Origin of the sequence: Streptomyces sp. NPDC048639 (assembly GCF_043199075.1) — a bacterium.
In the GTDB taxonomy this organism is placed as follows: domain Bacteria; phylum Actinomycetota; class Actinomycetes; order Streptomycetales; family Streptomycetaceae; genus Streptomyces.
Genome location: NZ_JBICVP010000003.1, coordinates 746,769 through 772,004, shown reverse-complemented (window position 1 = coordinate 772,004; position 25,236 = coordinate 746,769). Strand labels below are relative to the sequence as shown.

Annotated in this window: 21 protein-coding genes; 13 read left to right on the top strand and 8 right to left on the bottom strand. The window is 70.1% G+C overall.

The annotated features are described in order from the left end of the window. Nucleotides 1-204: 204 nt before the first annotated feature. Nucleotides 205-2,022, top strand: coding sequence for a phosphoenolpyruvate carboxykinase (GTP) (locus ACGFNH_RS11640; RefSeq protein ID WP_393652848.1), 1,818 nt, complete (start codon nt 205-207; stop codon nt 2,020-2,022). A 108-nt stretch (nt 2,023-2,130) separates the two neighbouring features. Here ACGFNH_RS11640 and ACGFNH_RS11635 read toward each other — a convergent pair whose 3' ends face one another. From ACGFNH_RS11635 to ACGFNH_RS11620, 4 genes are all read right to left on the bottom strand, one after another. Beyond that, on the bottom strand, nt 2,131-2,637 hold the full coding sequence (locus ACGFNH_RS11635; RefSeq protein ID WP_393652847.1) for a hypothetical protein: 507 nt from the start codon (nt 2,635-2,637) through the stop codon (nt 2,131-2,133). Between the two features lie 279 nt (nt 2,638-2,916). After that, complete coding sequence (locus tag ACGFNH_RS11630; protein ID WP_393652846.1) at nt 2,917-4,128, bottom strand: pyridoxal phosphate-dependent aminotransferase; 1,212 nt, start codon at nt 4,126-4,128, stop codon at nt 2,917-2,919. 97 nt (nt 4,129-4,225) lie between these two features. Further along, nucleotides 4,226-5,839 (bottom strand): amidohydrolase family protein, encoded by a 1,614-nt coding sequence (locus ACGFNH_RS11625; protein ID WP_393652845.1) that lies wholly within the window; start codon nt 5,837-5,839, stop codon nt 4,226-4,228. Between the two features lie 95 nt (nt 5,840-5,934). Beyond that, nucleotides 5,935-7,215, bottom strand: a complete 1,281-nt coding sequence (locus ACGFNH_RS11620) for an amino acid deaminase (RefSeq protein WP_393652844.1) — start codon at nt 7,213-7,215, stop codon at nt 5,935-5,937. A gap of 249 nt (nt 7,216-7,464) precedes the next feature. Between ACGFNH_RS11620 and ACGFNH_RS11615 the strand changes: the two genes are divergently transcribed. The 4 genes from ACGFNH_RS11615 to ACGFNH_RS11600 all read left to right on the top strand — a co-directional run bounded on the left by ACGFNH_RS11615 (nt 7,465) and on the right by ACGFNH_RS11600 (nt 11,503). Next, nucleotides 7,465-8,601: a sugar kinase gene (locus ACGFNH_RS11615; RefSeq protein WP_393652843.1), complete on the top strand. Its 1,137-nt coding sequence runs from the start codon at nt 7,465-7,467 to the stop codon at nt 8,599-8,601. Continuing rightward, nucleotides 8,598-9,344, top strand: a complete 747-nt coding sequence (locus tag ACGFNH_RS11610) for an IclR family transcriptional regulator (protein ID WP_393652842.1) — start codon at nt 8,598-8,600, stop codon at nt 9,342-9,344. Before ACGFNH_RS11615 ends, ACGFNH_RS11610 begins: the two co-directional genes overlap by 4 nt. 79 nt (nt 9,345-9,423) lie before the next feature. Beyond that, a complete protein-coding gene (locus ACGFNH_RS11605) occupies nt 9,424-9,837 on the top strand; it encodes a RidA family protein (protein ID WP_393652841.1) in 414 nt (137 codons plus the stop codon). Between the two features lie 190 nt (nt 9,838-10,027). After that, a complete protein-coding gene (locus ACGFNH_RS11600; protein ID WP_393652840.1) occupies nt 10,028-11,503 on the top strand; it encodes a GntP family permease in 1,476 nt (491 codons plus the stop codon). A gap of 96 nt (nt 11,504-11,599) precedes the next feature. Here ACGFNH_RS11600 and ACGFNH_RS11595 read toward each other — a convergent pair whose 3' ends face one another. Continuing rightward, nucleotides 11,600-12,928, bottom strand: coding sequence for a M14 family metallopeptidase (locus ACGFNH_RS11595; protein ID WP_393652839.1), 1,329 nt, complete (start codon nt 12,926-12,928; stop codon nt 11,600-11,602). 186 nt (nt 12,929-13,114) lie between these two features. Between ACGFNH_RS11595 and ACGFNH_RS11590 the strand changes: the two genes are divergently transcribed. Continuing rightward, complete coding sequence (locus tag ACGFNH_RS11590) at nt 13,115-14,008, top strand: trypsin-like peptidase domain-containing protein (protein ID WP_393652838.1); 894 nt, start codon at nt 13,115-13,117, stop codon at nt 14,006-14,008. A 99-nt stretch (nt 14,009-14,107) separates the two neighbouring features. Here ACGFNH_RS11590 and ACGFNH_RS11585 read toward each other — a convergent pair whose 3' ends face one another. Further along, nucleotides 14,108-15,382 (bottom strand): APC family permease, encoded by a 1,275-nt coding sequence (locus ACGFNH_RS11585; RefSeq protein ID WP_393652837.1) that lies wholly within the window; start codon nt 15,380-15,382, stop codon nt 14,108-14,110. A gap of 230 nt (nt 15,383-15,612) precedes the next feature. Beyond that, a complete protein-coding gene (locus ACGFNH_RS11580) occupies nt 15,613-16,641 on the bottom strand; it encodes a chitinase (protein WP_393652836.1) in 1,029 nt (342 codons plus the stop codon). 660 nt (nt 16,642-17,301) lie between these two features. On the opposite strand from ACGFNH_RS11580, the gene ACGFNH_RS11575 reads away from it, so the two are divergent. Then, nucleotides 17,302-17,691, top strand: coding sequence for a VOC family protein (locus ACGFNH_RS11575; protein ID WP_393652835.1), 390 nt, complete (start codon nt 17,302-17,304; stop codon nt 17,689-17,691). Nucleotides 17,692-17,939: 248 nt separating this feature from the next. After that, on the top strand, nt 17,940-19,244 hold the full coding sequence (locus tag ACGFNH_RS11570; protein WP_393652834.1) for an Nramp family divalent metal transporter: 1,305 nt from the start codon (nt 17,940-17,942) through the stop codon (nt 19,242-19,244). A gap of 141 nt (nt 19,245-19,385) precedes the next feature. On the opposite strand, the gene ACGFNH_RS11565 is transcribed toward ACGFNH_RS11570, so the two are convergent. Beyond that, nucleotides 19,386-20,747, bottom strand: a complete 1,362-nt coding sequence (locus tag ACGFNH_RS11565; protein WP_393652833.1) for a hypothetical protein — start codon at nt 20,745-20,747, stop codon at nt 19,386-19,388. 145 nt (nt 20,748-20,892) lie between these two features. On the opposite strand from ACGFNH_RS11565, the gene ACGFNH_RS11560 reads away from it, so the two are divergent. From ACGFNH_RS11560 to ACGFNH_RS11540, 5 genes are all read left to right on the top strand, one after another. After that, the gene (locus ACGFNH_RS11560) at nt 20,893-21,141 is read left to right on the top strand and encodes a hypothetical protein (protein ID WP_393652832.1); all 249 of its coding nucleotides are present in this window, start codon (nt 20,893-20,895) and stop codon (nt 21,139-21,141) included. 292 nt (nt 21,142-21,433) lie between these two features. Continuing rightward, complete coding sequence (gene tgmA / locus ACGFNH_RS11555) at nt 21,434-21,673, top strand: putative ATP-grasp-modified RiPP (protein ID WP_393652831.1); 240 nt, start codon at nt 21,434-21,436, stop codon at nt 21,671-21,673. A gap of 10 nt (nt 21,674-21,683) precedes the next feature. Continuing rightward, nucleotides 21,684-22,643, top strand: coding sequence for an ATP-grasp ribosomal peptide maturase (tgmB, locus tag ACGFNH_RS11550; protein WP_393652830.1), 960 nt, complete (start codon nt 21,684-21,686; stop codon nt 22,641-22,643). After that, nucleotides 22,549-23,772, top strand: a complete 1,224-nt coding sequence (gene tgmC, locus ACGFNH_RS11545; protein WP_393652829.1) for an ATP-grasp peptide maturase system methyltransferase — start codon at nt 22,549-22,551, stop codon at nt 23,770-23,772. The genes tgmB and tgmC overlap by 95 nt, the downstream gene beginning before the upstream one ends. 577 nt (nt 23,773-24,349) lie before the next feature. Then, nucleotides 24,350-25,216: a hypothetical protein gene (locus ACGFNH_RS11540; RefSeq protein ID WP_393652828.1), complete on the top strand. Its 867-nt coding sequence runs from the start codon at nt 24,350-24,352 to the stop codon at nt 25,214-25,216. The last annotated feature ends 20 nt before the right edge of the window (nt 25,217-25,236 follow it).

Here is a 25,236-nt window from a genome sequence, read left to right as displayed (position 1 = left end):
CGCCGGGGTCGGATGATCAAATGAGTACGGTCGGCACCGGATGAGCGGTCACGAAGCATCCGGGTCGCAGCCCCCACGGGGCAACTACTTCCATAGAACGGACTCCCTCCGCCTCTCCGGCGGTGGGACCCCAGCTCAGGGGCGTCCGTACAACCCTCATACCTGTCGCTGGGGCGCGCGGTCCCGGCGTGGAACGGAGCGATCGTGGCGCGCAGCAATGCGGCTCCCAAGCCCCCCACCAACCATCAGGAACTGGTGACCTGGGTCGACGAGATCGTCGCCCTGACCCAGCCCGACGAGGTTGTCTGGTGTGACGGGTCCGAGGCCGAGTACGAGCGCCTGTGCGAGGTGCTTGTCGCCAAGGGCACGTTCAAGAAGCTCGACCCGATCAAGCGCCCCAACTCGTACTACGCCGCGTCCGACCCCAGTGACGTGGCGCGCGTGGAGGACCGCACCTTCATCTGCTCCGAGAAGGAGGAGGACGCGGGCCCCACGAACCACTGGAAGGCTCCCGGCGAGATGCGGGAGATCTTCGCCGGGGACAAGGGTGTCTTCCGGGGCTCGATGCGCGGTCGCACGATGTACGTCGTGCCGTTCTGCATGGGGCCGCTGGGTTCGCCGCTGTCCGCCATCGGCGTGGAGATCACCGACTCCGCGTACGTCGCCGTCGCCATGCGCACCATGACCCGCATGGGACAGGCCGTTCTCGACGAGCTGGGCGAGGACGGCTTCTTCGTGAAGGCCGTGCACAGCCTCGGCGCCCCGCTCGAGTCCGGTCAGGCCGATGTGCCGTGGCCGTGCAACAGCACCAAGTACATCTCGCACTTCCCCGAGAGCCGTGAGATCTGGTCGTTCGGCTCGGGTTACGGCGGCAACGCGCTGCTCGGCAAGAAGTGCTACGCCCTGCGCATCGCCTCCGTCATGGCCCGCGACGAGGGCTGGCTCGCCGAGCACATGCTCGTGCTGAAGCTGACCCCGCCGCAGGGTGCGCCCAAGTACGTCGCCGCGGCCTTCCCGTCCGCCTGCGGCAAGACCAATCTCGCCATGCTCGAGCCCACCATCCCCGGCTGGACCGTCGAGACCATCGGCGACGACATCGCCTGGATGCGCTTCGGCGAGGACGGCCGCCTCTACGCGATCAACCCCGAGGCCGGTTTCTTCGGCGTCGCGCCCGGGACCGGCGAGCACACCAACGCCAACGCCATGAAGACGCTGTGGGGCAACTCGGTCTTCACCAACGTCGCCCTCACCGACGACGGCGACGTCTGGTGGGAGGGCATGACCGAGGAGACCCCGGAGCACCTCACCGACTGGAAGGGCAACGACTGGACCCCGGCGAGCGGGACCCCGGCGGCGCACCCCAACGCCCGCTTCACCGTCCCCGCCGCCCAGTGCCCGACCATCGCGCCCGAGTGGGAGGACCCCAAGGGCGTGCCGATCTCGGCGATCCTCTTCGGCGGACGCCGCGCCTCGGCCGTGCCGCTGGTGACCGAGTCCTTCACCTGGCAGCACGGTGTCTTCCTCGGCGCGAACGTCGCGAGCGAGAAGACCGCGGCGGCCGAGGGCAAGGTCGGCGAGCTGCGCCGCGACCCGTTCGCCATGCTGCCCTTCTGCGGCTACAACATGGGCGACTACATGGGCCACTGGGTCAAGGTCGGCCAGGAGGACCAGTCCAAGCTGCCGAAGATCTACTACGTGAACTGGTTCCGCAAGGACGCCGGCGGCCGCTTCGTGTGGCCCGGCTTCGGCGAGAACGGCCGCGTGCTCAAGTGGATCGTCGAGCGGCTGGAGGGCAAGGCCGAGGGCGTCGAGACGCCGATCGGCGTTCTGCCGACGAAGGACGCCCTGGACACCAAGGGGCTCGACATCTCCGACGGCGACCTCGACTTCCTGCTGACCGTCGACAAGGAGGTGTGGCGCGAGGAGGCCGCTCTGGTCCCCGAGCACCTCAACACCTTCGGTGACCACACGCCCAAGGAGCTGTGGGACGAGTACCGCTCGCTGGTCGAGCGCCTCGGCTGACGCCGGGCGTGCTCACCGCGGCGCTCCGGCGCTTCGGTGAGCACCGGCCGACAACCGCATCGATGGCTCCTGGGCCGCGCACCTCGCAGGTGCGCGGCCCAGGGCCGTTCAGTGGGCCGCGCTCAGCGCGGGCGAGGCCGGGGCGGCGGATGTCGCTTCGAGGTCCCCGGCTCCGTCCAGCGCCGCGGCGTGGACGTCCATCTGCTGGGCGGCGAGGATCGCGGCCGCGGTGTCGGCGCGGGACGCGGCGACGACCAGCGCGCGGCCGGCGAGCGCGTGCGCCCGCCGGTGCAGAGCCGCGGTACGGCCGTCGACGGTGGCGGTACGGGCCGCACCGGCGGAGCCCGCCACGGAACCGGGTGCCGGCGACGGGTCCGGGACGCGCACCGGACTCGGCGTTCTCCGCAGCCGCGCGACCTGCTCGGCAATGCGCTTCGCCGCACGGTCGAGGCCGGGGTCCGCGGTCGGCGTGGTGGCCCGCAGCTCATCGGTCACCGTCAGGAGCGCGGCCAGATGGCCGGCGAGCTGGATGTCCAGTTCCTCTTCCCGGGAGCGGTGCGGAAACTCCTGCTCAACGGTGGAGTGGACCGACTTGGTGCGGATCGGCTCGTACATGGTGGCCTCCAGCCATGTTCAGGAGTCCATCCTACATTGGACGCAGTCTAAAGTTCAGCCCAGTCGTGGCGGGGCCCGGTGAAAGGGGCGGCCCGAGCATGCATGGCTGCGAAAGCCCCCCGTGAACGCGCGAGACGCCGTGAGAGGGCACAGGAGAATGACGCGAAAACCCGCCCCGGCACGCAACGTTCGTGCCGGGCCGGGTCCGAGGAGCTGTTCCGGGGCCGGGCCGGGCCGGGCTGCCGAGGGATACGGCCCGCCCGGCGCCGCCGCTACGCGCTACGGCTGCCCGTAGCCGTCCAGGAACCGGCCGATCCGGCTCACCGCGTCCGCCAGGTCCTCCTTGTGCGGCAGCGTGACGAGGCGGAAGTGGTCGGGCTCGGGCCAGTTGAAGCCCGTACCGTGCACGATCATGATCTTCTCGGCGCGCAGCAGGTCCAGGACGAGCTGCCGGTCGTCCTTGATCTTGTAGACCTTCGGGTCGAGCCGTGGGAAGGCGTACAGCGCGCCCTTCGGCTTCACGCAGGTCACGCCCGGGATCTGCGTCAGCAGTTCGTACGCCGTGTCGCGCTGCTCCAGCAGTCGCCCGCCCGGCAGGACCAGGTCGTTGATCGACTGACGTCCGCCGAGGGCCGTGGCCACCGCGTGCTGGGCGGGCATGTTGGCGCACAGCCGCATGTTGGCGAGGATCGTCAGGCCCTCGATGTAGCTGGCGGCGTGCTCCTTCGGGCCGCAGACCGCCATCCAGCCGCTCCGGTAGCCCGCCACCCGGTACGCCTTGGACAGCCCGTTGAACGTCAGCGTCAGCAGGTCCGGGGCGAGGGAGGCGGTCGGGGTGTGCGTGACGCCGTCGTAGAGGATCTTGTCGTAGATCTCGTCGGAGCAGACGATCAGATTGTGGCGGCGGGCGATCTCGGTGAGGCCGCGCAGCAGTTCGTCGTCGTAGACCGCGCCCGTCGGGTTGTTCGGGTTGATGACGACGAGCGCCTTGGTGCGGTCGGTGACCTTGCGCTCGATGTCGGCGAGGTCGGGCATCCAGTCGGCCTGCTCGTCGCAGCGGTAGTGCACCGCGGTGCCGCCCGCGAGGGAGACGGCGGCCGTCCACAGCGGATAGTCGGGTGCCGGGACGAGTACCTCGTCGCCGTCGTCGAGCAGTGCCTGCATCGACATCTGGATCAGTTCGGAGACGCCGTTGCCGAGGTAGATGTCCTCGACGTCCAGCTCGATCCCCTGCGTCTGGTAGTGCTGCATCACCGCGCGCCGGGCCGACAGCAGGCCCTTGGCGTCGCCGTAGCCGTGGGCCGAACCCACGTTGCGCACCATGTCCTCGAGGATCTCGGGAGGGCAGTCGAAGCCGAACGGTGCCGGGTTGCCCGTGTTGAGCTTGAGGATGCGATGACCTGCCGCTTCCAGCCGCATTGCCTCCTCGAGGACCGGGCCACGGATCTCGTAGCAGACATTGGCGAGCTTGGTTGACTGGATCACCTGCATGTCCGACACGATACGGCCGGGCGACCGGGGCGGCGCGATGTTTTCCGCCACGTGGGCGGCGTCCCGGATGCCGTGACGGGGTGGTGGATCTTGCGGATCACTCCCCGCGCGTGCGGCGCACCGAGCACCCTGCGAGCACATCCGTGCGCCGCCCGTCTTCGATGACAAAGCGGCCGTCGACGAGCACATGCGGAATGCCGGTGGGAAGGGTCCGCGGATCTTCGAAAGTGGAGCCGGCCGCGATCGTCTCCGGATCGAAGAGGACGAGGTCGGCGCGGTGTCCCTCGCGTACGAGGCCCCGGTCCGGCAGGCGCAGACGGGCCGCGGGGCGCGACGTGAGATGTGCCACGCACTCCTCCAGGGTCAGCACACCGAGTTCGCGGACGTAGCGGCCGAGGTAGTGCGGGAACGTCCCGTACGCCCGCGGGTGCGGCTTGTCGCCCTGCAGAATGCCGTCGCTGCCGCCGGTGTGGACGCGGTGCTTCATGATCGCCCGGACGTTCTCCTCATGACCGACGTGCTGGAGGATCGTCGACCCGAGCCGGTCGCCGAGCAGCAGACTGCGGGCCGTGACGAAGGGCTCCTCGCCGCGGTCGGCCGCGATGCGGGCGACCGTGAGGCCGACGTGGTCCTTCAGGGACGGGTCGGAGACGCCCGAGATCTCGATGGTGTCCCAGTCGATGGGGACGCCGTGGCAGCCGTCGGCGCCCTCGACCTCCAGGGTGTGCCGGATCCGTTCGGCGGTCGCGTCGTCCCGCAGGCGGGCCAGCACGGCGTCAGGACCGCCCTCGCTCGCCCAGCTCGGCAGCATCGCCACGAGGGTCGTGCAGCCCGGCAGATAGGGATAGGTGTCGAGCGAGATGTCCGCGCCGTCGGCGAGCGCGCGGTCGAGCAGCGCGAGCAGCTCGGGCGCCCGGCCCTCGTTCACACCGAAGTTGAGGGTGGCGTGGGCGAGGTGCAGGGCGCAGCCGGCGTCGCGGGTGAGCGCGACCATCTCCTCGTACGCTTCGAGGGCCCCGGCGCCGTACGAGCGGTGGTGCGGGCAGTAGTAGCCGTCGTACTGCGCCACCACCCGGCACAGATCGGTCAGTTCGGCGTCCGAGGCGTACATGCCCGGTGTGTAGGTGAGGCCGGAGGACAGTCCCACGGCGCCCTGCTCCAGCCCTTCGGCGACGAGCAGTTGCATCCGGGCCAGCTCGGCGGTGGTCGCGGGGCGGTCGTCCCAGCCGACGGCGAACATCCGGACGGTGCCCTGCGGGACGAGGTAGGCGGCGTTGACGGCGATGCCCTCGCCGTCGAACCCGTGGTCCAGGCGGTCGAGGTACTCGCCGACGCTGCGCCAGGAGATGTCGACGTCGGAGCCGTCACCGTTCCAGCCGGTGATCTGGGTGCGGACCTCGGCCAGCGTCCGGTCGTCGACGGGCGCGTACGACAGGCCGTCCTGGCCGATGACTTCGAGGGTGACGCCCTGGGCGGCTTTCGCCTCGTGCGCGGGGTCGCGCAGGAGGGCGAGATCGCTATGGGCGTGCATGTCGATGAAGCCGGGGGAGAGGGCGAGCCCGTCGGCGTCGACGACGCGGGCCGCGGTGGGGCGGGGCTCGCCCTCCCGCGCGATGGACGCGATGCGGCCCGCGTCGATGCCGACGTCGGCGCGGTACGAGGGTCCGCCGGTCCCGTCGATAACGCGTGCGTCGCGGAACACGAGATCCATGCGGGTGTCTCTTCCTGTCCGTTCGTGCCGTGCTGCCGGTGCGCGCCGGCGGCCGGTGGCTTCCCTTGCGGCCGACGGGTCCGGGGGAGAAGGGTTCAGAAGAAGGTGCGGATGAAGTCGGTGACGGTGGACTGATCCGTGGTGACGGGGATCAACTGCCACTTGTCGAAGGACGTACAGGGGTGCGACAGGCCCATGCCCACCCAGTCGCCGACCTCCAGCTCCACGCCCTCCTCCAGCCGCAGCCACGCGTGCTGGTCGGACAGGCCGGAGACGGTGATGCCGGTGGCCGGGCGGAAGGAGCCGTCGCGGGCGGAGCGGACCACCTGGGGTGCGGGGAGGTCGAGGTCGTACGCGGCGTCGCGCTTCCCGGCGTTGACGAACGCCTGGCCCGGTTCGGGGCAGGAGACGACCTGTGCCCAGAGCCGGAAGGCGGGGTGCAGTGCGCCCTCCTGCGGTACGCGGTTGAAGGGCGTGATGCGGCGGTAGTGGCCGTCGTCGTGCGAGACGTACGCGCCGGAGCGCAGCAGCTTCAGTACCGGCCGGGACAGCGCGGGAACGTCCGCAAAGACCTCCGCCACCGTGTCGAACCAGGCGCTGCCGCCCGCGCTCAGCACGATCTCGTCGACGTCCGCGAAGCGCCCGGCCTTGTCGAAGGCGGCGGTCAGGGCGACGAGCCGGTCCAGCCAGGCGCGGACGCGCTCGCTGTCCGGTTCGGGCACCTCGCCCTCGTATCCGGCCACTCCGACCAGCCGCAGCGAGGGGGCGTCCGCGACGGCGTCGGCCACCGCAGCGCAGTCGGCGTCCGTACGCGCTCCCGTGCGCGCCCCGTCGCCCGCGCCCAGTTCGACCACCACCTCCACCGGGCGGCGGGCGCCGCAGGCGCGCAGCGCCTCGTCCATGAGCTCCACGCCGCGCACCGAGTCCACGTACGTGATGCAGCGGAAGTCGGGGTCCGCGTCCAGCTCGCCGGAGAGCCAGCGGAGTGCGGCGGCGTCGACCAGTTCGTTGGCGAGGAAGATCCGGCGGATGCCGAACGCCCGGTAGACGCGCGCCTGATGGGGCACGGCCGCAGTGATGCCCCAGGCGCCGCGGTCGATCTGGCGCTCGAAGAGCTGGGGGGACATGGAGGTCTTGCCGTGCGGGGCGAACGCGAGGCCGTGCTCGGTCGCGTAGCGCTCCATCAGGGCGAGGTTGTGCTCCATGGCCTCGGCCGAGAGGGCGAGGACCGGGGTGGTGAAGCCGCCGGTGAACAGATCACGCCGCTGGGCGGCCAGTTCGCCGACGGTGAGTCCGTCCGCGTCGGGCGGGAGCGCCTTGAAGCGGTGGTCGATCGGCTCGTCCGCGAGTCGTCCGGCGGCGGTGTCGGCGGCCATGGAGGCTCCTCCGGTTCCCTCGTTGCATCATCTGCAACCCTCATTGCGTATGTCGCTGATGGCTGTCTAACATCCACGCAACCACCGGGTCAATGGTGTACGGAGGCCCCCGGCGGGAGCCCTTCCGGCTCTCCGAAAGGGGCTCGTAACGGACGCCACCGGAGCCGCGCGGGTCGGTGGCCGCACCGCCGTAACGCGGCACGGCCGCACCGCCGCAACAGCGAGACACAGCGAGGAGCGCGCAGGACCGTGACCGCACTGCCGAACGCCGACGCCGTCTGCCTGGGCGAGTCCCTGGTCACGTTCGTGCCCTCCCTCCCCGGCCGTCTCGCCGACGTGCCCGCCTTTGAACGCGGCATCGGCGGAGCGGAGTCGAACGTCGCCTGCTGCCTGGCCCGTTCCGGTCACGCCACCCGCTGGGTCAGCCGCGTCGGCGCCGACGGCTTCGGCGACCACCTGCTGGCGGAGATCGAGGCGCACGGTGTCGACACCTCGTCCGTCCAGCGCGATCCGCACCGTCCCACCGGCGTCTACTTCCGTACGGCGGGCGAGCGCGCGACCATCGCGACCACGGCGGACGGCGCGGACGGCGCCGAGCCCGGCCACGCCGAAGTCCTCTACTACCGGGCGGGTTCCGCGGCCTCCGCCATGACACCGGCCCTGCTCGACAGCCGCTCGCTGTGGAGTACCCGGATCCTCCACATCACGGGCATCACCGCCGCTCTCTCACCGGGCTGCCTCGACGTCCTGCGGATGATCACCACACGCGTCCCCGGCCGCCCTCTGGTCTCCTTCGACGTCAACTACCGCCTGGGGCTGTGGAAGGACGGTCCTGCGGAATCCGACGAGCCGGCCGGGACGGGGGAACGGAACACGGGCGGTGCGCCGGGCCCCGCCGTGCTCCTCGACCTCGCCCGGGGCAGCGACATCGTCTTCGTCGGAGAGGACGAGGCCGGAGCCGCCTGGGATCTGCGCGGCCCCGATGCCGTACGGGACGCGCTCCCCGAGCCCGGGATCCTCGTCGTCAAGCAGGGCGCCGCGGGTGCCACCGCGTACACCCGCCAGGCCGACGGCACCGACACCATCACCTGCGAACCGGCCCTGGACGTCGATGTCGTGGCCCCGGTCGGCGCCGGTGACGCCTTCGCCGCCGGCTTCCTCTCCGGCACCCTGCGCGGCCTGCCCACGGCGGCGCGGCTCCGCCACGGCCACCTGATGGCGGCCGCCGCGCTCACCGTTCCGGGCGACCTCGCCGTCCCGCCCGCCCGCAGCCATGCCGACCGTCTGGCCGCTCTCGACCCCGCCCAGTGGGAGACACTGCGTCTCGGCCCCGGCTGGACGGCGGACGGGGCGGGCACCGGACGGGTGGAGGTACGCACACCATGAGTCAGACCGTCGATCGCGCACTGAGCATCCTGCCGCTGCTCGCCGAGGGACCCGCCAACCTCGAGCAGGTCGCACAGCGGCTCGGCGTGCACAAGTCGACCGCGCTGCGCCTGCTGCGCACCCTGCACGAGCACGGCATCGTCTACCGCCAGCAGGACCAGCGCTACCGGCTCGGCGCCCGCCTCTTCGCCCTCGCGCAGGAGGCGATGGAGAACCTCGACATCCGCGAGATCGCCCACCCGCACCTCGTCGAGCTCAACGAGAAGTGCGGCCACACCGTCCATCTCGCGGTCTACGAGGAGAACGAGGTCCTCTACATCGACAAGGTCGAGAGCCGCTACCCGGTCCGGATGTACTCGCGGATCGGCAAGCCCGTCGCGATAACCGTCGCCGCCGTCGCCAAGCTGCTCCTGGCAGACCTGCCGGAGCCGGAGCGGCGCGCGGTCGCCGAGCGGCTCGACTACCCCCTCTACACGGCCCGTTCGACGCCCCACGCCGGCGCCTTCCTCAAGGAACTCGCGGCCGTACGGGAACAGGGCTGGGCCACCGACCTCGGCGGCCACGAGGAGTCCATCAACTGCGTCGGGGCGCCCATCCGCGGGGCGGACGGGCGCGTCGCCGCCGCCTGCTCCGTCTCGGCACCGAACGTGGTCGTCAGCGCCGATGAACTCCTCGCCCTCCTCCCGCTGGTACGCCGAACGGCGGAGGCGATCAGCCACGACTACTCGGGCAGAACCTCCTAGCCGCACCCGGCCGGCCCGGGACCGGCCACCGACTCCCTCACCCACCCGCTCGTACGACCCAGGGAAGGAAGCAAGCCTGATGGGCGACACGCTTCGGAAGACCGCCATCACCCCGGCCCACCACACCACCCCGCCGGCGAAGTTCTCGCACGGCGTCAGGAAGGGCAACATCCTCCAGGTCGCGGGGCAGGTCGGGTTCGGCCCGGCGCAGCCCGGCCAGGCGCCCGCCGCCGTGGGCCCGGGGCTGCGCGAGCAGTCCGTGCAGACGCTGCGCAATGTGCAGGCCGTTCTCGAAGAGGGCGGCGCGAGCTGGGAGGACGTGATGATGGTCCGCGTCTACCTCACCGACACCAGCCACTTCGCCGAATTCAACGCCGTCTACGACGAGTTCTTCGCCGAACTGAAGGAGGCTCCGTCGGCGCGTACGACCGTGTACGTGGGTCTGCCGGCCGGGCTGCTCGTCGAGATCGACGCCCTGGCCGTCCTCGGCTGAGGCGCACCCCGGGCCCCGGCCGAATCCCCCTCGGCGCCCGGCAACCGTCCCCGACCCCTGTCCGCCCGCTCACCGTTCGTCGAACCCCCTGCCCACGGCGCGGCGTCCCGCCCCCTGCGAGTCCCCTACGGGGCGCCGTGCCGCGATCAGCCCTGCCTGGAATCCCCTTGCCAGAGACCGGAGTTCCCCCATGCCGCTCGCCGCCGCACCACCCACCCCGCCACCACCACCCCACACCGGTGGTCTGCTCGCACTGATACCCGGCACCGCCGGTCTGCTGACCGTCGCGGCCCTCGGTATCGCCCTGCTGCTGGTCCTCATCATCAAGATCCGGCTGCAGCCCTTCGTCGCCCTGCTCGCCGTGTCCATAGCCGTCGGCCTCGGCGCCGGGCTCTCCGTCACCGAACTCTTCGGCACCGTCCAGAAATCCGATGTCGTCTCGCTCATCGAGAGCGGTATGGGCGGCATCCTCGGCCATGTCGCGATCATCATCGGTCTCGGCACCATGCTCGGCGCGATCCTCGAAGTCTCCGGCGGCGCCGAGGTCCTGTCCTCCCGCCTGCTCGGTCTCTTCGGCGAGAAGCGGGCCCCGCTCGCCATGGGGCTCACCGGCCTGATCTTCGGTATCCCGGTCTTCTTCGACGTCGGTGTGTTCGTGCTCGCCCCGATCGTCTACGCGGCCGCCAAGCGCAGTGGAAAATCGATTCTGCTCTACTGCATGCCGCTACTCGCGGGGCTGTCCATGACCCATGCCTTCCTGCCCCCGCACCCAGGGCCCGTGGCCGCCGCCGGGCTGCTCCAGGTGGACCTCGGCTGGGTGATCCTCATGGGCGTCCTCGTCGGCATCCCCTCGGTTCTCGCCGCCTGGGCCTACGCCGCGTGGATCGGCAAGCGCCTCTTCGTCGCCGTACCGCAGGACATGGTCGAGGCCGCGGAGGAGGCCAAGGCGGCCGTCGCGGCCGAGCAGGCGAAGGCCGGACGTGGAGGGGGCGAGGCGCCCGTCCCGCTGGGCACGGTGCTGCTGATCATCGGCACCCCGCTGGCGCTGATCCTCGCGGCGACGTTCTCCTCCATCGCCCTGGACCCCAGTACGGTGCGCAGCGTCATCGAGTTCTTCGGCAACCCGTTCGTGGCGCTCACCCTCGCCCTGCTGCTGGCGTACTACCTGCTGGGCATCCGCCGCGGCTGGTCGCGCAAGTCGCTGGAGAGCGTGTCCACGTCCTCGCTGAAGCCGGTCGGCAGCATCCTGCTGGTCGTCGGCGCAGGCGGCATCTTCGGCGCCGTGCTGAAGGGGAGCGGTGTGGCCCAGGCGCTCTCCGACACCTTCCACGACGTCGGCCTGCCGGTCATCGTGCTGGCCTGGCTGATCTCCGTTGCACTCCGGGTCGCGCAGGGCTCGGCGACCGTCGCCATCGTGACCACCGCGGGGATCGTGCTGCCACTCGTCGAGGGCGGCCATCACTCGCAGGCGTTCCTGGCCCTGGTCATCATGGCCATCTCGGCCGGATCCATCTTCGCCTCGCACGTCAACGACGGCGGATTCTGGATCGTGTCGCAGTACTTCGGCATCTCCGAGCGCGACACCCTCAAGTCCTGGACGGTCCTGGAGACGGTCCTCTCGGTGGCCGGTTTCGCGGTGACGGGGGCGCTGAGCCTGGTCGTCTGACCCCGGGCCGGCGCCACCCCCGTACCCCGCCCGTACCGGAGATGGGGAAGTCCCCGGGACCGCGGTCCCGGGGACTTCCGGCTCAGCCCTTCCGGCTCAGCTCTTGCAGTACTGCTCCTCCTTGCCGATGGAGCGGTACATGCAGTCGGCGTTCTCCAGCAGTTGCAGCACCGCGTCCCGGTTGCGGTCCGTCTCCCGCTCGATGACCTCGTCCGGCGGGTAGAAGCCGTCACCGCCGCCCGACGGATACATCTCGAAGGTGTAGGCGAAGACCTTCTCGGTGCCCCACAGGTAATCGTCGATCGAACCGTCCGTGACGTAGAGGTCGCTGGACTGCTCCGGGGTGTAGCCGTTGCTCTTCGCCATGCTCTCGCCGACGGCCGCGAACGCGTCGCGGTCGTCCTGCGTGAGCCCCTCGGCGGTGTCGTCCTCGGTCCAGCCGTAGGGCCAGAGCACCAGCTCGCTGTACGTGTGGAAGTCGATCGCGGCCTTGATCTGCTGCTTGCCGCCGACGACGCGGCTCTGCACGAAGTCCGACACGACCTTCACCTCGGGAGCGGACCCGGCGGACTCACCGCGGTAGGTCTCGGAGCCCGGGTCGTCCGAAGAGCCGCCGCAGCAGCCCCACTTGTAGTCCCAGTTGCGGTTCAGGTCGGTGCCGACCTCGGACGTGCCCTCGTTGGGCTGCCGGTTCTTGCGCCACATGCGGTAGTCGCCGGACTCGATGTCGTACTCGCCGCCGTCCGGGTTCAGATCCGGGACGATCCAGATCTCGCGCCCGTCGACCGCCTTGGTGATGCGCTCGTCCTTCTTGTAGTCGTCGCCGAACTCGCGCAGCAGGTACAGCGCCATCTCGACGGTCAGATGCTCGCGCGCGTGCTGGTGGTGGGTGAAGAGGACCTCGGGCTCGTCCTCGTCGTCGCCGACGTTGTCGCTGATCTTGACGGCGACGATGTCGCGGCCCTCGTGGGACTTGCCGATGACCTTCTTGCTCATGATGTCCGGGTGCGCGGCGACCCGGTCGTCGATCTCTTTCGCGGCCTCGGCGTAGTTGTGGTAGCCGGAGTCGTCGGAGGGGAAGTCGAACGGCTCGGCCGCGCGGCCCTGCGAACGGTCCGGGGGCGCGGGGCGGGCCTTCAGCTCGTAGCCCAGGGAGCGGAGTTTCTTCGCCTGGGCGGGGTCGGCGGTGACGACGACGGTGTGGTCGTGCGTCTCGTCGATGCTGACGCCGGTGCCGGCGATCCGGGTGCGCTCGGCGACGGTGGCCGGGCCATGGATCTCGTACTGCTTGAGCTGCTCATCGGTGGCTGCCGCCACCTGCGAGGGCGTGGGGTCTTCCGCCTGGGCCGTGATGGGCACGGCGAGGGCAAGGGTGAGAAGCGCGGCGAGGGCTGTCGTCCTTCTGCCGCGTATGCGAAGTCGCATGGAGTCTCCTGGGATTCCAGTGTGGGGGGTGCTCAAGGCGACTGGCTGGTGCGGTTGTTCGCCCCATGCTCGGGAACTGGCATGGATAGGTCAATAGTTCGTCGGATGCTTGTCCTCTGTGCGCGGTCCGTCCACAATGCGCATGTCAATGCCGAAAGAACTTCGGTACGGAGAGGAACCCCCCACATGAACAAGCCTCTCGTCGGTGCGCTCGCCGCGCTCTTCCTGGCCGCCGGTACGGCTCCCGCAGGAGCCCTCACGGCGACCGAGGAACCCGCGCAGACCGCCCGGCAGGCCCCGTCGACCTCGGCGGCAAAGCTCGCGAAGGACCCGAAGAACGCGAGGGCCGCCGACTTCGCGGGCACGGTCGCGCTCTCCAACTGCTCGGGCTCCGTGGTGCGTATGCCGGACTCCCAGGACCAGGACCCGGCTCTCGTGCTCTCCAACGGCCACTGCCTGGAGAGCGGGATGCCGGGCGCAGGCGACGTCGTGGTCGACGAGCCGTCCAGCCGCACCTTCGACCTGCTGAACGCCGAAGGCGGCGAGATCGCCTCCCTGAAAGCCACCAAGATCGCGTACGCGACGATGACCGACACCGACATATCGCTCTACGAACTGGGCACCACCTACGCGGACATCGAGTCCGAGCACGGGATCAAGGCTCTGGAGCTGTCGGCCGACCACCCCGAGCAGGGCAAGGCCATCGACGTCGTCTCCGGTTACTGGAAGCGGATCTACAGCTGCGAGATCGACGGATTCGTCCATGAACTGCGCGAGGCCGACTGGACCTGGAAGGACTCGGTCCGCTACACCCCCGCCTGCGACACCATCGGTGGCACGTCCGGCTCACCGGTCGTCGACAGCGCGAGCGGCAAGGTCGTCGCCGTGAACAACACGGGCAACGAGAGCGGCGGCGAGTGCACGATGAACAACCCCTGCGAGGTGGACGAGAACGGCAAGGTGACCGTGCGGGAGGGGATCAACTACGCCCAGCAGACGTACGGCATCACCAAGTGCATCGGCACCGGCAACAAGGTCGACCTCGGTCTGCCGGGGTGCGAACTGCCCAAGCCCCAGTAGGAGTCCCGGCGAACGGGCGCGCCGTGACCGCCCTGTGGACGACGGCGGGGTCCACAGGGCGGACGCCGCGCCGGGTGCTCCCGGGCGGCGGATCGCCCGCTAGCCCGACCCCCGCGGGTGCCCGAAGCGCCGCCGCAGCAGATGGATCGCGGCACCGGCCGCCAGCACCGCCGCTCCCGTGACGACCGACGGGAGCGGCAGGGTGCAGGCCAGCAGCGCACAGCCGGCCAGCCCGACGACCGGTACGGCCCGCGGCGGGCGGCCCTCCCCCCGGGACAGTGTCGAGGCCGAGGCGTTGGCGATCGCGTAGTAGACCAGCACGCCGAACGAGGAGAAGCCGATCGCCCCGCGCACGTCGGCCGTCGCCGCGACCACCGCGACGACGGCGCCCACGGCGAGCTCGGCGCGGTGCGGAACCCCGAAGCGCGGGTGGACCGCGGCCAGCGTGTGCGGCAGGTTGCGGTCGCGGGCCATCGCGAGCGTGGTGCGTGAGACGCCGAGGATCAGGGCGAGCAACGAGCCGAGGGCGGCGACAGCGGCACCCGCCCGTACGACGGGGGCCAGTTCGGGGACGCCCGAGGCGCGGACCGCGTCGGTGAGCGGCGCCGCGGCGTCCGCCAGCCCCTCCGGGCCGAGCACGGCGAGGACGGCCGCGGCCACCGCCGCGTACACCGCGAGAGCGATGCCCAGCGCGACGGTGATCGCGCGCGGAACGGTGCGCTCCGGGTCGCGGACCTCCTCGCCGAGCGTGGCGATGCGGGCGTAGCCCGCGAAGGCGAAGAACAGCAAACCCGCGGCCTGGAGCACCCCGGACGCCGTTGCGTCCCCGCCGAGTTCGAGCCGTACGGCGCGGGCCGTGCCTCCGGCCAGGCAGGCCGTGACGACCGCGGCGAGGACTGCCGATACGAAGGCGACGATCGCCCGGGTGAACCACGCGGCCTTCCGTACTCCCGCGTAGTTCACGGCCGTCAGCGCGACGACGGCGGCGACGGCCACCGCGTGCGCCTGCTGAGGCCACACGTACGCGCCCACGGTCAGCGCCATCGCCGCACACGAGGCCGTCTTGCCCACCACGAAGGCCCAGCCCGCCAGATGGCCCCACGCCTCGCCCAGGCGCTCGCGCCCGTAGAGGTAGGTGCCGCCGGAGGCCGGGTAGCGGGCCGCGAGCCGTGCTGAGGAGGTGGCGTTGCAGTAGGCGACGACCGCGGCCACGGCGAGCGCGGGCAGCAGCCCCGACCCGGCGGCCGCGGCGGCGGGCGCGAGTGCGGCGAAGATCCCGGCTCCGACCATCGAGCCGAGACCGATGACGACGGCGTCGAAGAGCCCGAGACGTCGCCGCAGCGGGGAGCCCTCGTCGGGGGATGGAGCGCTCACGTCCGCCGACGCTACAGGGCGGGCACCGTCCCGTACGGGGCCTGGCACGCGGAGGCCGCCGCCGTACGGGACGGCGGCGGCCGGGCGTGGGCGCGTATGTGTGGCCTCAGCAGGCGGATGCGGTGGCCGCACGGCCTGAGGGAGGCCGGTGGCGGCATACGGGAGGCCGGCGGCGGCGTACGGCTCTGCGGGGGCCGGTTCTACGGGAGTCGGGTCTTCGGCGGGCGGCTCTACGGGAGGCCGTGGACGTGCGGGCCCACCGCCTTCGACCAGGCGCTGCCGTTGCTCGCGTCCCAGTTGGTGGACCAGGTCATCGCGCCGCGGATGCCCGGGTAGGTCTTGTCGGGCTTGAAGCTGCCGCAGGCCGTGCCCTTGGCGAGGCAGTCCAGGGCCGCGTTGACGACGGAGGGTTCGACGTAGCCGCTGCCCGCGCCCCGGGTGGAGGCGGGGACGCCGATGCCGACCTGGGACGGGTCGAGGCCGCCTTCGAGCTGGATGCAGGCCAGAGCGGTGAGGAAGTCCACCGAGCCCTGGGAGTAGACCTTGCTGTCGCAGCCGAGCATCGAACCGCTGTTGTAGTACTGCATGTTGACGACGGTGAGGAAGTCCTTGATGGCCAGGGCCGTCTTGAAGTACTCGTTCGACGTCGACTGCATGTCGATCGTCTGCGGGGCCATCGTGACCACCACGTCGTTCGCCTCGGCGTGGACGGCCTTGAGCGCCTGGGTCATGTAGGTGGAGTTGAGGCCGTTCTCCAGGTCGATGTCGACGCCGTCGAAGCCGTACTCGCTCATGAGCCCGGTGACGGAGTCCGCGAAGGCGGAGGCGGAGGCGGGGTCGTTCACCGAGACAGCGCCCTTCTCGCCGCCGACGGAGATGATGACGGACTTGCCCGCGTCCTGCTTCGCCTCGATGTCGGCCTTGAACTCGTCCTCGGAGCCGTAGCCGAGCGCCGGGTCGAGGGTGAAGTCGACCGCGCCCGGGGTGCCGGTGGCGTCGGCGAAGGCGACCGCGATGATGTCGTACTCGTCCTGGACGTCCCGCAGCTTCTGCACGGTGGCGCCGTTGTCGAAGTTCTGCCAGTAGCCGGTGACCGCGTGCTGGGGGACGGCGGCCGGTTCCTCGGCCGCGTTGGCGGTCCCGAGCCCGAGCCCGGTCCCGAGCCCGGTGAGCCCGCCCGCCGCGATCGCCGCGGCGGCCAGTCCTGCCGCGAGCCGGGATCTGTTCCAGGACGACCGATGTGTGCGTGCGCGTGCCACGACTGCCTCCGGGGTGGGGGGAGTTGGGGGAGTGGTGCGTGGTGAACGCGGGGGCCCCTGCGTTGTTGCGGTACAACGTGGTCCAGACCAATGGCCTTGTCAAGGCTTCGCGCGGAATCGCACGACGGGCCCATGGGCGCCCGTACGGCGGTCCGCAGGCCGGATCTCGGCCATGGCGTCGCGACCGGTCGGGAGGCCGGTGGCCGCGGCCGAAGGCGCGTTGCCCTTCGTCGACCGTCTCGCGCGGAGCGGCGCGGGGCTGCTCTTCTTCGACGCCGGCACCGATGCGGCGGACCCGGAGGCCGAGGCCCCGCCACCGGCCGTGGCGCAGACCTCCGGAAGAGGTGCTGGGGGCGGAACCGACGACGTGCGCCCGTCATTGCCCGTGTGCGCGAGGGGCGGTCGGGGGTCGGGGGAGGGTGCGGCAACGAGGCTGCGGCAACGAGGCTGCCGCGCGGCGGACGGCCGGGCGGCGCGGGGAGCTGTCCGGCGGGTTGGTGCGATCACGGCGCGACGCGAGCTGATGGTGCCGCCCCTGCGGCCCGGGGTGGCCGAGACTGTCACCTGACCGCTCGGTGGGCCACCGCACGGCCAGTACAGCAGGCACGGCCCCCGAGCGGACGGCCTGCGAGCGCGACCCGGCACCCTGTGGAGGAAAGCATGCGCGTGATCGACTTCGACCATCTCGTCCTCAGTGTCGCCGACATCGAGCGCATGCTGGACTTCTACTGCGGCCCGCTCGGCCTGGAGCCGGTCCGCGTCGAGGAGTGGCGCGCGGGCAAGGCGCCGTTCCCCTCGGTCCGGGTGAGCCCGTCGACCATCATCGACGTCGTCCAGCGGCCCGAGGACTCCCCGCAGGGCTCCAACGTGGACCACATCTGCCTGGTCGTCGAGCCGCTGGACTGGGAACAGGTCGTCGACTCCGGCATGTTCACGGTCCTGGACGGCCCGGGCGAACGCTTCGGCGCCCGGGGCAACGCGCAGTCGCTGTACGTCCGCGACCCGGACGGCAACACGGTGGAGCTGCGGTGGTACCCGCAGGACGTCTGACCGCCCGCCCTCGGCGCGCTGCCCGTGGCGTACGGCGTACGGCTCGCGGCGTACCGCGTACCGCGTACCGCGTACCGCGTACGGCTCACCTGTACGGCTCCCGGGCGTCCGGGGATCCTGGGGCCCGCGGCCCACCCGCCGCGGCCCGGCGCCTCCCTGATCCCACTCGGTCCAGCCCCTTGTGCGGCGCGGTGCCGGGAAGATTCAATTCCGCAGGTCGGCCCCGGGGACGAGAGCGGAGGCAGCCCATGGCGGAGACCAGTGAGCGCGGTACCGGTGAGGTCGTAGGGGAACCGCGCAAAGCCAGTTGGCGGTACATCGGGCCGGGGATCGTCGTCGCGGCGACCGGCGTCGGCGCCGGTGACCTCGTAGCGACGCTGATCGCGGGCAGCAAGTTCGGGTACACCCTCATGTGGGCCGCCGTCGTCGGCTGCCTCGTGAAGATCTCGCTCGCCGAGGCCGCGGGCCGCTGGCATCTGGCCACCGGGCGCACGCTGTTCGACGGCTGGCGCAGCCTCGGCGCCTGGACCTCGGTCTACTTCGGCATCTACGTCGTGATCTGGGGATTCGTCTACGGCGCGACGGCGATGTCCTCCACCGCCCTCCCGCTCGCCGCCCTCTTCCCGGACTTCCCCGGAGGCCTCAAGGCATTCGCCGTGATCGCCGGACTCCTCGGCCTCACGCTGGTGTGGTTCAACCGTTATGCCGGGTTCGAGAAGTTGATGACCGTTCTGATCGGTATCAAGTTCCTGATCGTCGTCTACGTCGCCATCCGCGTCGCGCCCGACCTCCCGGCCGCCCTCGCCGGCATGGTGCCCGTCCTGCCGGACGGTTCGTTCTTCTACACCCTCGGCCTGATCGGCGGTGTCGGCGGCACGATCACCATGGCCGCGTACGGCTACTGGATCAACGCCAAGGGCTGGACCGACACCTCGTGGATGAAGATGATGCGGCTCGACAACCGCGTCGCCTACCTCACCACCGGCGTCTTCGTCGTCGCGATGCTCATCGTCGGCGCCGAGCTGCTGCACTCGTCCCACATCGCGCTCGCCTCCGGCGACAAGGGCCTGGTCGAGCTCGGCACCGTCCTCGAGGACCGCTTCGGCGTGTTCACCGCCAAGCTGTTCCTCGTCGGCTTCTGCGCGACCTCCTTCTCCGCGCTCGTCGGCGTCTGGCACGGCGTCAGCCTGCTCTTCGCCGACTTCTACGAGCGTGTTCAGCGGGCTCGCAAGGGCGAGTCCGAGAACCCCGTGGCGGAGGTCGCGGAGGGCCGCCGTGAGAAGTCCTGGCCCTTCCGGGCGTACATGCTGTGGCTGACGTTCCCCCCGATCGGTCTCCTCTGGCTCGACCAGCCCTTCGGGCTCGTCATCGCCTACGGCGTCCTCGGCGCGTTCTTCATGCCCTTCCTGGCGCTGACGCTGATCTGGCTGCTCAACTCCGACCGCACACCGAAGCAGTGGCGCAACGGCCTGCTCAGCAACGGCATGCTGGCGGCGGCCGGGCTGCTGTTCATCGCGCTGTGCGTGCAGCAGGTGCGCGAACTGCCCTGGTGACGCGGGGCACTTCAAGGGCCCTGTGACAGTTGGGCAGGCAGCGCCGCCGCGAAAGCGGCGGCGCTGCTCGTCCTTGCATCGCCGCTGAGCCGGTCCCACAGCCGCGGCAGGCACGACACGAAGGGCGCGGACAGCCGCCCCCTAGGCAGCGGCCTTCTGCCGCGCCACTTCGTGGGATCGTGCATTCAATTCACGCGCGTGATGGTTCGCCAGGTGTGGCCGGATACGGCGCCGCATGATGCTGAAGTGCTCGTCTGCCCGCTCCGAGGACAGGCTCGCGTAGTCGTCGAGGAACCTGCTCCATGTCGAGCAGGCCGCTTCCAGGTGGCCCATTTCGAGCTGTCGCTGAGCGAGCAAGCCGTTTGCGTGAGCGCTGCCCTGGCGTTCCATGGGTGGGCGAGCGCGGTTCGATTGCTTCATCGCCTCGACTGAACCGGGAACGTCGCGCAGGGCGTAGAGCACACTGGACACGTGGAAGAGGTATGCCGATTGGTCGTACCCGCCCACGGCTTCGCGCCGGTTATCGGCTTTCGAAAGAGCGGTCTCCGTCTCCGCGAGGCGCCTGAAGGCCAGGGCGCGATCCCCCACGAGGGCGGCGCCCTGTGCTTGTTGGCCCCGGAGGAACGCCTGCAAGCGGGGTCCCGCATTCGGGGCTGCTTCGGCAGCGGAGTCGGCCAGGTCCAGTGCCTTGTTGGCGTGCTTGAGGTTGGCCGCTTGGAGTGCCATGCCCCGAAGAGTGCGGCAGTAGGTCACGTAGTCCTCTGCCGCCCCCGCGAGTTCGAGAGCCTGAAGGTAGTACCGCTGGCCCAGACCGTGAGCCTTCTCGTACATGGCCATCCACCCCGTGAGGTACACGAGATCCGAAGCGGCGGCCAGCATGTCTTTCTTCACAGCTACGGACGCGTCCGCATGCAAGTAGGGCGCCACCGTGTTGACGAGGAAGGCGGCGGCCATCGGGCGAGCGTGCCCTCCACCCAACTCGTCGAGGATGTCGGCGATGCGATCGGTCATGGTGCGTACGGTGGCGACTTCGCCCGCACCGATCTTCAGCGTCCGGCCCGTGGCTTGGTGCTCCAATCGTCCCAGGACATCGTCATAGCTGGGGACGGCAAGCGCGGCAGAGTAGAGCGCGCTTGTCAGCACTTTGCGGCGCGATGGGTCCATATCCGCCCTTCCCGTATCGACGAGTCCCTCAACAGTGTTCATGGGTTCGCCGGGGGTTTCTGCCGTCAATTCGGCCACTGCTGGTGAGGGGCCGAACTCCGCTTGTTCCTGGGTTACGGGACGCCCGATCCTTCGTGACAGCGCTTCGACGACGGCCGGCCGTGCCTTCTTCCGGGGCATGGTTCCGTCGAGCCAGTGCTTCACCCCGGACTCGTCGTAACGGAGCTGCACCCCCGTCTCAGCGCCTACCCGGTTCACAGCCGCCGCGAACTGGCGATAGGTCCAGTCCGCTTCATCAACAAGGCGGAGCAGAGCGTCGTTCGGCTTGCGATTCGGCATGGTGGCCACTCCCCGCGAACTCGAACTTTCAAGTCTTTCAAGTCCCCGACCAGTTGCAACGGTACCGCTCTGCGTATCCGTGCGGTTGCGTAGTGCCACAGAGGTGATCAACCCACGAACAAGACCAGGAGATCAAGGCGGCCTCATGAGCAATACACGGGAGACAGGCCCGGCGGCCCGGACTCCTCAGCTGGGCACCATCGTCAAGGACACCGGGGAGCCGAACGGCATCGGCATCGTGATGGGCTACGAGGGGCCGTATGTGCAGCTGCGGCCCGTTAGCGGTGGCAAGGAATGGGACGCCGTGCCCAGCCAGGTTCGCCCCCTGACGGCCCGCGAGGAGCTGAGCGTTCGTCTCGCCGAGCGCAACGAGTGGTCTCGGTGGGGCACATGATGCGCGTCATCGGCCGGTACGCCGGGGTTCTGTTCATCATCGGAGTCAGCGTCTCCTGCGGTCTGGTGATCGGGCTCTCTGTGGCCGCCGCTCACCGCCCTAGACCGTTCCGTCTTGGGCGAGGGCCGCGACCACCCGGCGGGCAGTGATCCCTCGTTCTGTCCAGGGCGGACCCTCACCCCCCGTTCCGTCTGCCCCGTGCATTGGTGAACACCCGGCGGCCGGAACGGGTCAGCAAGTGCTCTGTTCACATGTCTTAGGAGGAACCTTGCAAGGAATCAGCGCTCGGACGATGTCGGCACCTTGGGGCATCCGCCGTATGGCTCCCCTGCGCAACGGGGAGCCCTCGCCGTGGCAGTACGCGGGAATTGACCAACAGACCCAGACAGGCCGATGGATCGGAGGGGACGGCCAGATGACGCCGGCGGAACTCGGCAAGCACGGGACCTCCGTCAACACGTACCCGGCTACGCAGGTGGGCAAGGACGGCAAGGTAGACGCTGACTCCGGCCACGACGCCCAGCAGGATTAGGAGGAAAGCCGTGGACGGACGCCCGGTGTTGGTCTCAACCCAAGTCGAAGACGCGACCGCGGACCTGGTCATCACGGAGCTGAACCAGCGCCGGGTACCCGTCCTTCGGCTCGATCCTGGCAGGGACTTCCCCGACCCGGCAGTCTTGTCGGCACGCATGGGCCCGGACGGATGGAGCGGGGTCCTGACCGTCGGGCAACGCACGGTCGATCTCGGCAGTGTGCGAGCTCTCTATCACCGGCGCCCCAACGTCTACGCCCCGGACGACGACAGCCAGTCGTCGAAGTTCGCCGCACAAGAGAACCGGCGCGGCCTCGGCGGAGTCCTCGCCTCGCTCCCCGGCTGTCTCTACCTCAGCCACCCCCAGTCCATCGCCCGCGCCGAGTACAAGCCTGTCCAGCTGGCCACCGCCCGCCGATTCGGCTTCATGGTCCCCGCCACCCTGATCACCAGCGATCCAGCCGAGGCGAAGACCTTCACCGCTGAACAGCCCACCCTCTACAAACCGTTGCACGCCGCTGACTACGACGTGGGCGGGGAACCCGCCGGAATCTGGGCCGCTCCTGTGGAACCAGGTGAACTCGACCATGCTGTGAGCCGCTGCGCCCACCTCTTTCAGGCCCAGGTGCCGAAGACCGCCGACGTAAGGGCTGTCGTGGTGGGCGATCGCGTCTTCTGTGTCCGGATCAAGTCCCCTCCCGGGGTGGTGGACTGGCGCGCGCATTATCGCAATCTGAGCTATGAGGCCATGGCGTGCCCGGAGGAGATCAGAAGCGGACTCCTCCGGTTCCTCGCTGACTTCGGGCTCGGATTCGGAGCCTTCGACTTCGCCGTGACTGCTGAGGGCGCCTGGTGGTTTCTGGAGTGCAACCCCAATGGCCAGTGGGCATGGCTGGAAGCGGCGGCGGATCTGCCCATCACAGCAGCTATGGCAGACCTTTTGGAGAACGGAGAGGCACGACGTGACTGACACGGCATCCGCCGAGCACTTGCGGGCTGAACTCGCGCAACGCCTCACCGCGTCAGGTGCCTTGCGAACCCGGGCGTGGGAAGAGGCCGTGACCTCTGTGCCCCGCGAGGCGTTCCTCGCGCGCGGCTGGTTCGAGTACGACGGCAGCGGCTGGTACCGGCCCGTCTTCCCGGCTGACTCCAGTGCCGGGCTGGCTCGGGTCTATGAGGACGACACGCTGGTGACCCAGGTTGCAGGAGCGATCTTCCCCGACCAGGTCGAAGGCCGTATTACGGGCGCCCCCTCTTCCTCCTCCACTCTCCCGAGCCTGGTCGTGCGGATGCTGGAAGAACTCCGCGTCACGCACGGCTCGCGTGTTCTGGAGATCGGCACCGGGACCGGCTACTCCACCGCCCTGCTGGCCCATACTGTGGGTGAGGACAACGTGACCACGGTGGAGGTGGACCCGGAAGTCTCCGCTCGTGCCGGGATGGCTCTGGCCGGCGTCGGGTGCCACCCATTGCGTGTGGTCGGGGACGGTCTCGTCGGACACGCGGACAAGGGTCCGTACGACCGCGTCATTGCCACCTGCGGCGTACATACCGTCCCGCCTGCGTGGATCGAGCAAACCCGGCCCGGCGGAGAAATCCTGGTCACGGTAGGCGGGTGGATGCACGCCTCCGAGCTTGTACGTCTCACCGTCGCCGATGACGGCACAGCTCGCGGGCCCGTCCTCGGGGGACATGTCTCCTTCATGATGGCCCGTCCCCAGACGCCACCGCCGCTCGGCATCCTGCCCAACTTCGACGAGGCGGAGGCAGAGCCCGCATCGCTGGGCGCGGACGCCCTCGATGACTGGACGGCGCGCTTTGTCGCCCAGTTCGTCGCACCCCGCGCCCAACGCCTGACCCTTCCTCGGGACGGAAGAACGGACCACATCATCATTGATGTGGAAGCCGAGACGTGGGCCTGCGTCTTCCAGCACGACGGACGATGGATGGTCCGGCAGGGAGGGCGAGCGCGTCTGTGGGACAAGATCACGCAACGGATCGAGGAATGGCGTGCAGCGGGTGAACCACCCGCTCTGAGCATGCGTCTGGAGGTAGGTCCGAACGGCCATTGCCTCATGTGGGGCACCTCTCGCCGCTGAGCCCGCGTCAGCTCCGAAGCCCCGTTGCTGTCCTTGAACGGACAGCAACGGGGCTTTGTCATGGCCGGCAGACAGCGACGCACGGGCTTTGACGGGTCAGTATTCGTCCAAGGGATCATCGTGCGTGGGGGCGCCGGAGTTGGTGCAGTACGGGTCGAGGAAGCCGCAGGGCAAGTCGTCGAGCTCCGGGAACGACGCCGCGGTGTGGGGCCAGGGGTGTGCTGTGGGACTGCGAATGCAATGCTGCGACGGCGAGTGCGGCGCCGGCCATGATGGCGGCGAAACGCTTCACGGTGGTTCTGCGTTTCCGAGTGTTCGGTGTTCTCGGGGGCGTCTCTTCCCGGCCCGTCACACTCTTCAGGACCGGCCTGCGCAGCACAGGGGCCCTTGGTCCAGGACAAGGGGAAGGTCAAGACCTCTGGATACCGGTCTTCCCGGGATCAACTCCGCTGATACCGGCGAACTGTTCACTCCATCTCAACTGGTGGATACAGTGCTCGTGCAGGAGCGCAGCGGAGTGTCGATCTGCGGCCGCCGGCCCCGGCGACCGGCGACCGGAGGGGAACGGGGAACCGACGTGCCCATCGCCATCGCAGTCACCAGCCCGGATCTGGTGCTTCCGTCCCCCGACCCGCAGACTCCGCCCGCCGCCGTGATCCCGCCACCGCAGGCCCAGCCCCTGGAGGCCGCGCTCGCGGAGACCCACCGGCTCCTGGAGCAGCACGGCTATCTGATCGTGCTCTATCCCGCGAGCGATGCGCACAGCGAGACCCACCAGCGGCTCCACACCATCCGCTCCGTCCTGGAGAGCGACCGCATCGCCCTGCTCGGTCTGGAGCTGCCGCCTCTCGCCGTCGCCGTGCTCGCCCTGCAGCTCCGCCGCCTCTCCGTCTGCGACTTCAGCCCCGGTGTGCTCGCCTCCGCGACCCGGCTGCTCGCGCACTACGTCTACGCGGGTGCGCTGCTCGGTTCCGTGTCACGGCTCGACCGCATCCCCGTCAGCCTCGCCTCCCACGCCACGTCCTGGGTGCCGGGCAGTCAGTTCGGCGTTCTGCTCAATCCGGCGCGGCAGCTCGTCAAAGTCGGCGGTACCCCCCAAGAGCCCCTGCGGGGGCCCGAGTTCGCGACGGAGCTGCTGCTCGCCCGCGGCCGGCTCCAGTCCGACTGGGTCAGGGCCGGACTCGCCCCCGCCTGGCGGGTGCGGGACGTGCGAGAGGTGGGCCTGCCCGCGGAGTCGGCGCGATGGTGGGGCACGTCCCGGCTCGTGGAGTTCGCCGCCGCGATCGGTGACCTCTCCGTGCTCTACCAGGTCGTCGCCTCGGTCCGCAGGGACGAGTGCCGCTGGTGCGGGCTCCAACTCATCGGCGACCGCTGCGCGTTCTGCTCCGCGCCCGTCGCACCACCGCCCGCCCCGTCGGCCCGGCTCGCGCTCACCGCGCGTTGACCGCCCGCCCGGCCCTCGCC

Coding starts and splice junctions, on each gene's coding strand:
- ACGFNH_RS11595 (WP_393652839.1), bottom strand. CDS start 12,928: ATGCGACTTCGCATACGCGGCAGAAGGACGACAGCCCTCGCCGCGCTT.
- ACGFNH_RS11635 (WP_393652847.1), bottom strand. CDS start 2,637: ATGTACGAGCCGATCCGCACCAAGTCGGTCCACTCCACCGTTGAGCAG.
- tgmC (WP_393652829.1), top strand. CDS start 22,549: ATGGCCAGTGGGCATGGCTGGAAGCGGCGGCGGATCTGCCCATCACAG.
- ACGFNH_RS11560 (WP_393652832.1), top strand. CDS start 20,893: ATGAGCAATACACGGGAGACAGGCCCGGCGGCCCGGACTCCTCAGCTG.
- ACGFNH_RS11605 (WP_393652841.1), top strand. CDS start 9,424: ATGGGCGACACGCTTCGGAAGACCGCCATCACCCCGGCCCACCACACC.
- tgmA (WP_393652831.1), top strand. CDS start 21,434: ATGTCGGCACCTTGGGGCATCCGCCGTATGGCTCCCCTGCGCAACGGG.
- ACGFNH_RS11630 (WP_393652846.1), bottom strand. CDS start 4,128: ATGCAGGTGATCCAGTCAACCAAGCTCGCCAATGTCTGCTACGAGATC.
- ACGFNH_RS11570 (WP_393652834.1), top strand. CDS start 17,940: ATGGCGGAGACCAGTGAGCGCGGTACCGGTGAGGTCGTAGGGGAACCG.
- ACGFNH_RS11575 (WP_393652835.1), top strand. CDS start 17,302: ATGCGCGTGATCGACTTCGACCATCTCGTCCTCAGTGTCGCCGACATC.
- ACGFNH_RS11610 (WP_393652842.1), top strand. CDS start 8,598: ATGAGTCAGACCGTCGATCGCGCACTGAGCATCCTGCCGCTGCTCGCC.
- ACGFNH_RS11590 (WP_393652838.1), top strand. CDS start 13,115: ATGAACAAGCCTCTCGTCGGTGCGCTCGCCGCGCTCTTCCTGGCCGCC.
- ACGFNH_RS11625 (WP_393652845.1), bottom strand. CDS start 5,839: ATGGATCTCGTGTTCCGCGACGCACGCGTTATCGACGGGACCGGCGGA.
- ACGFNH_RS11565 (WP_393652833.1), bottom strand. CDS start 20,747: ATGCCGAATCGCAAGCCGAACGACGCTCTGCTCCGCCTTGTTGATGAA.
- ACGFNH_RS11620 (WP_393652844.1), bottom strand. CDS start 7,215: ATGGCCGCCGACACCGCCGCCGGACGACTCGCGGACGAGCCGATCGAC.
- ACGFNH_RS11600 (WP_393652840.1), top strand. CDS start 10,028: ATGCCGCTCGCCGCCGCACCACCCACCCCGCCACCACCACCCCACACC.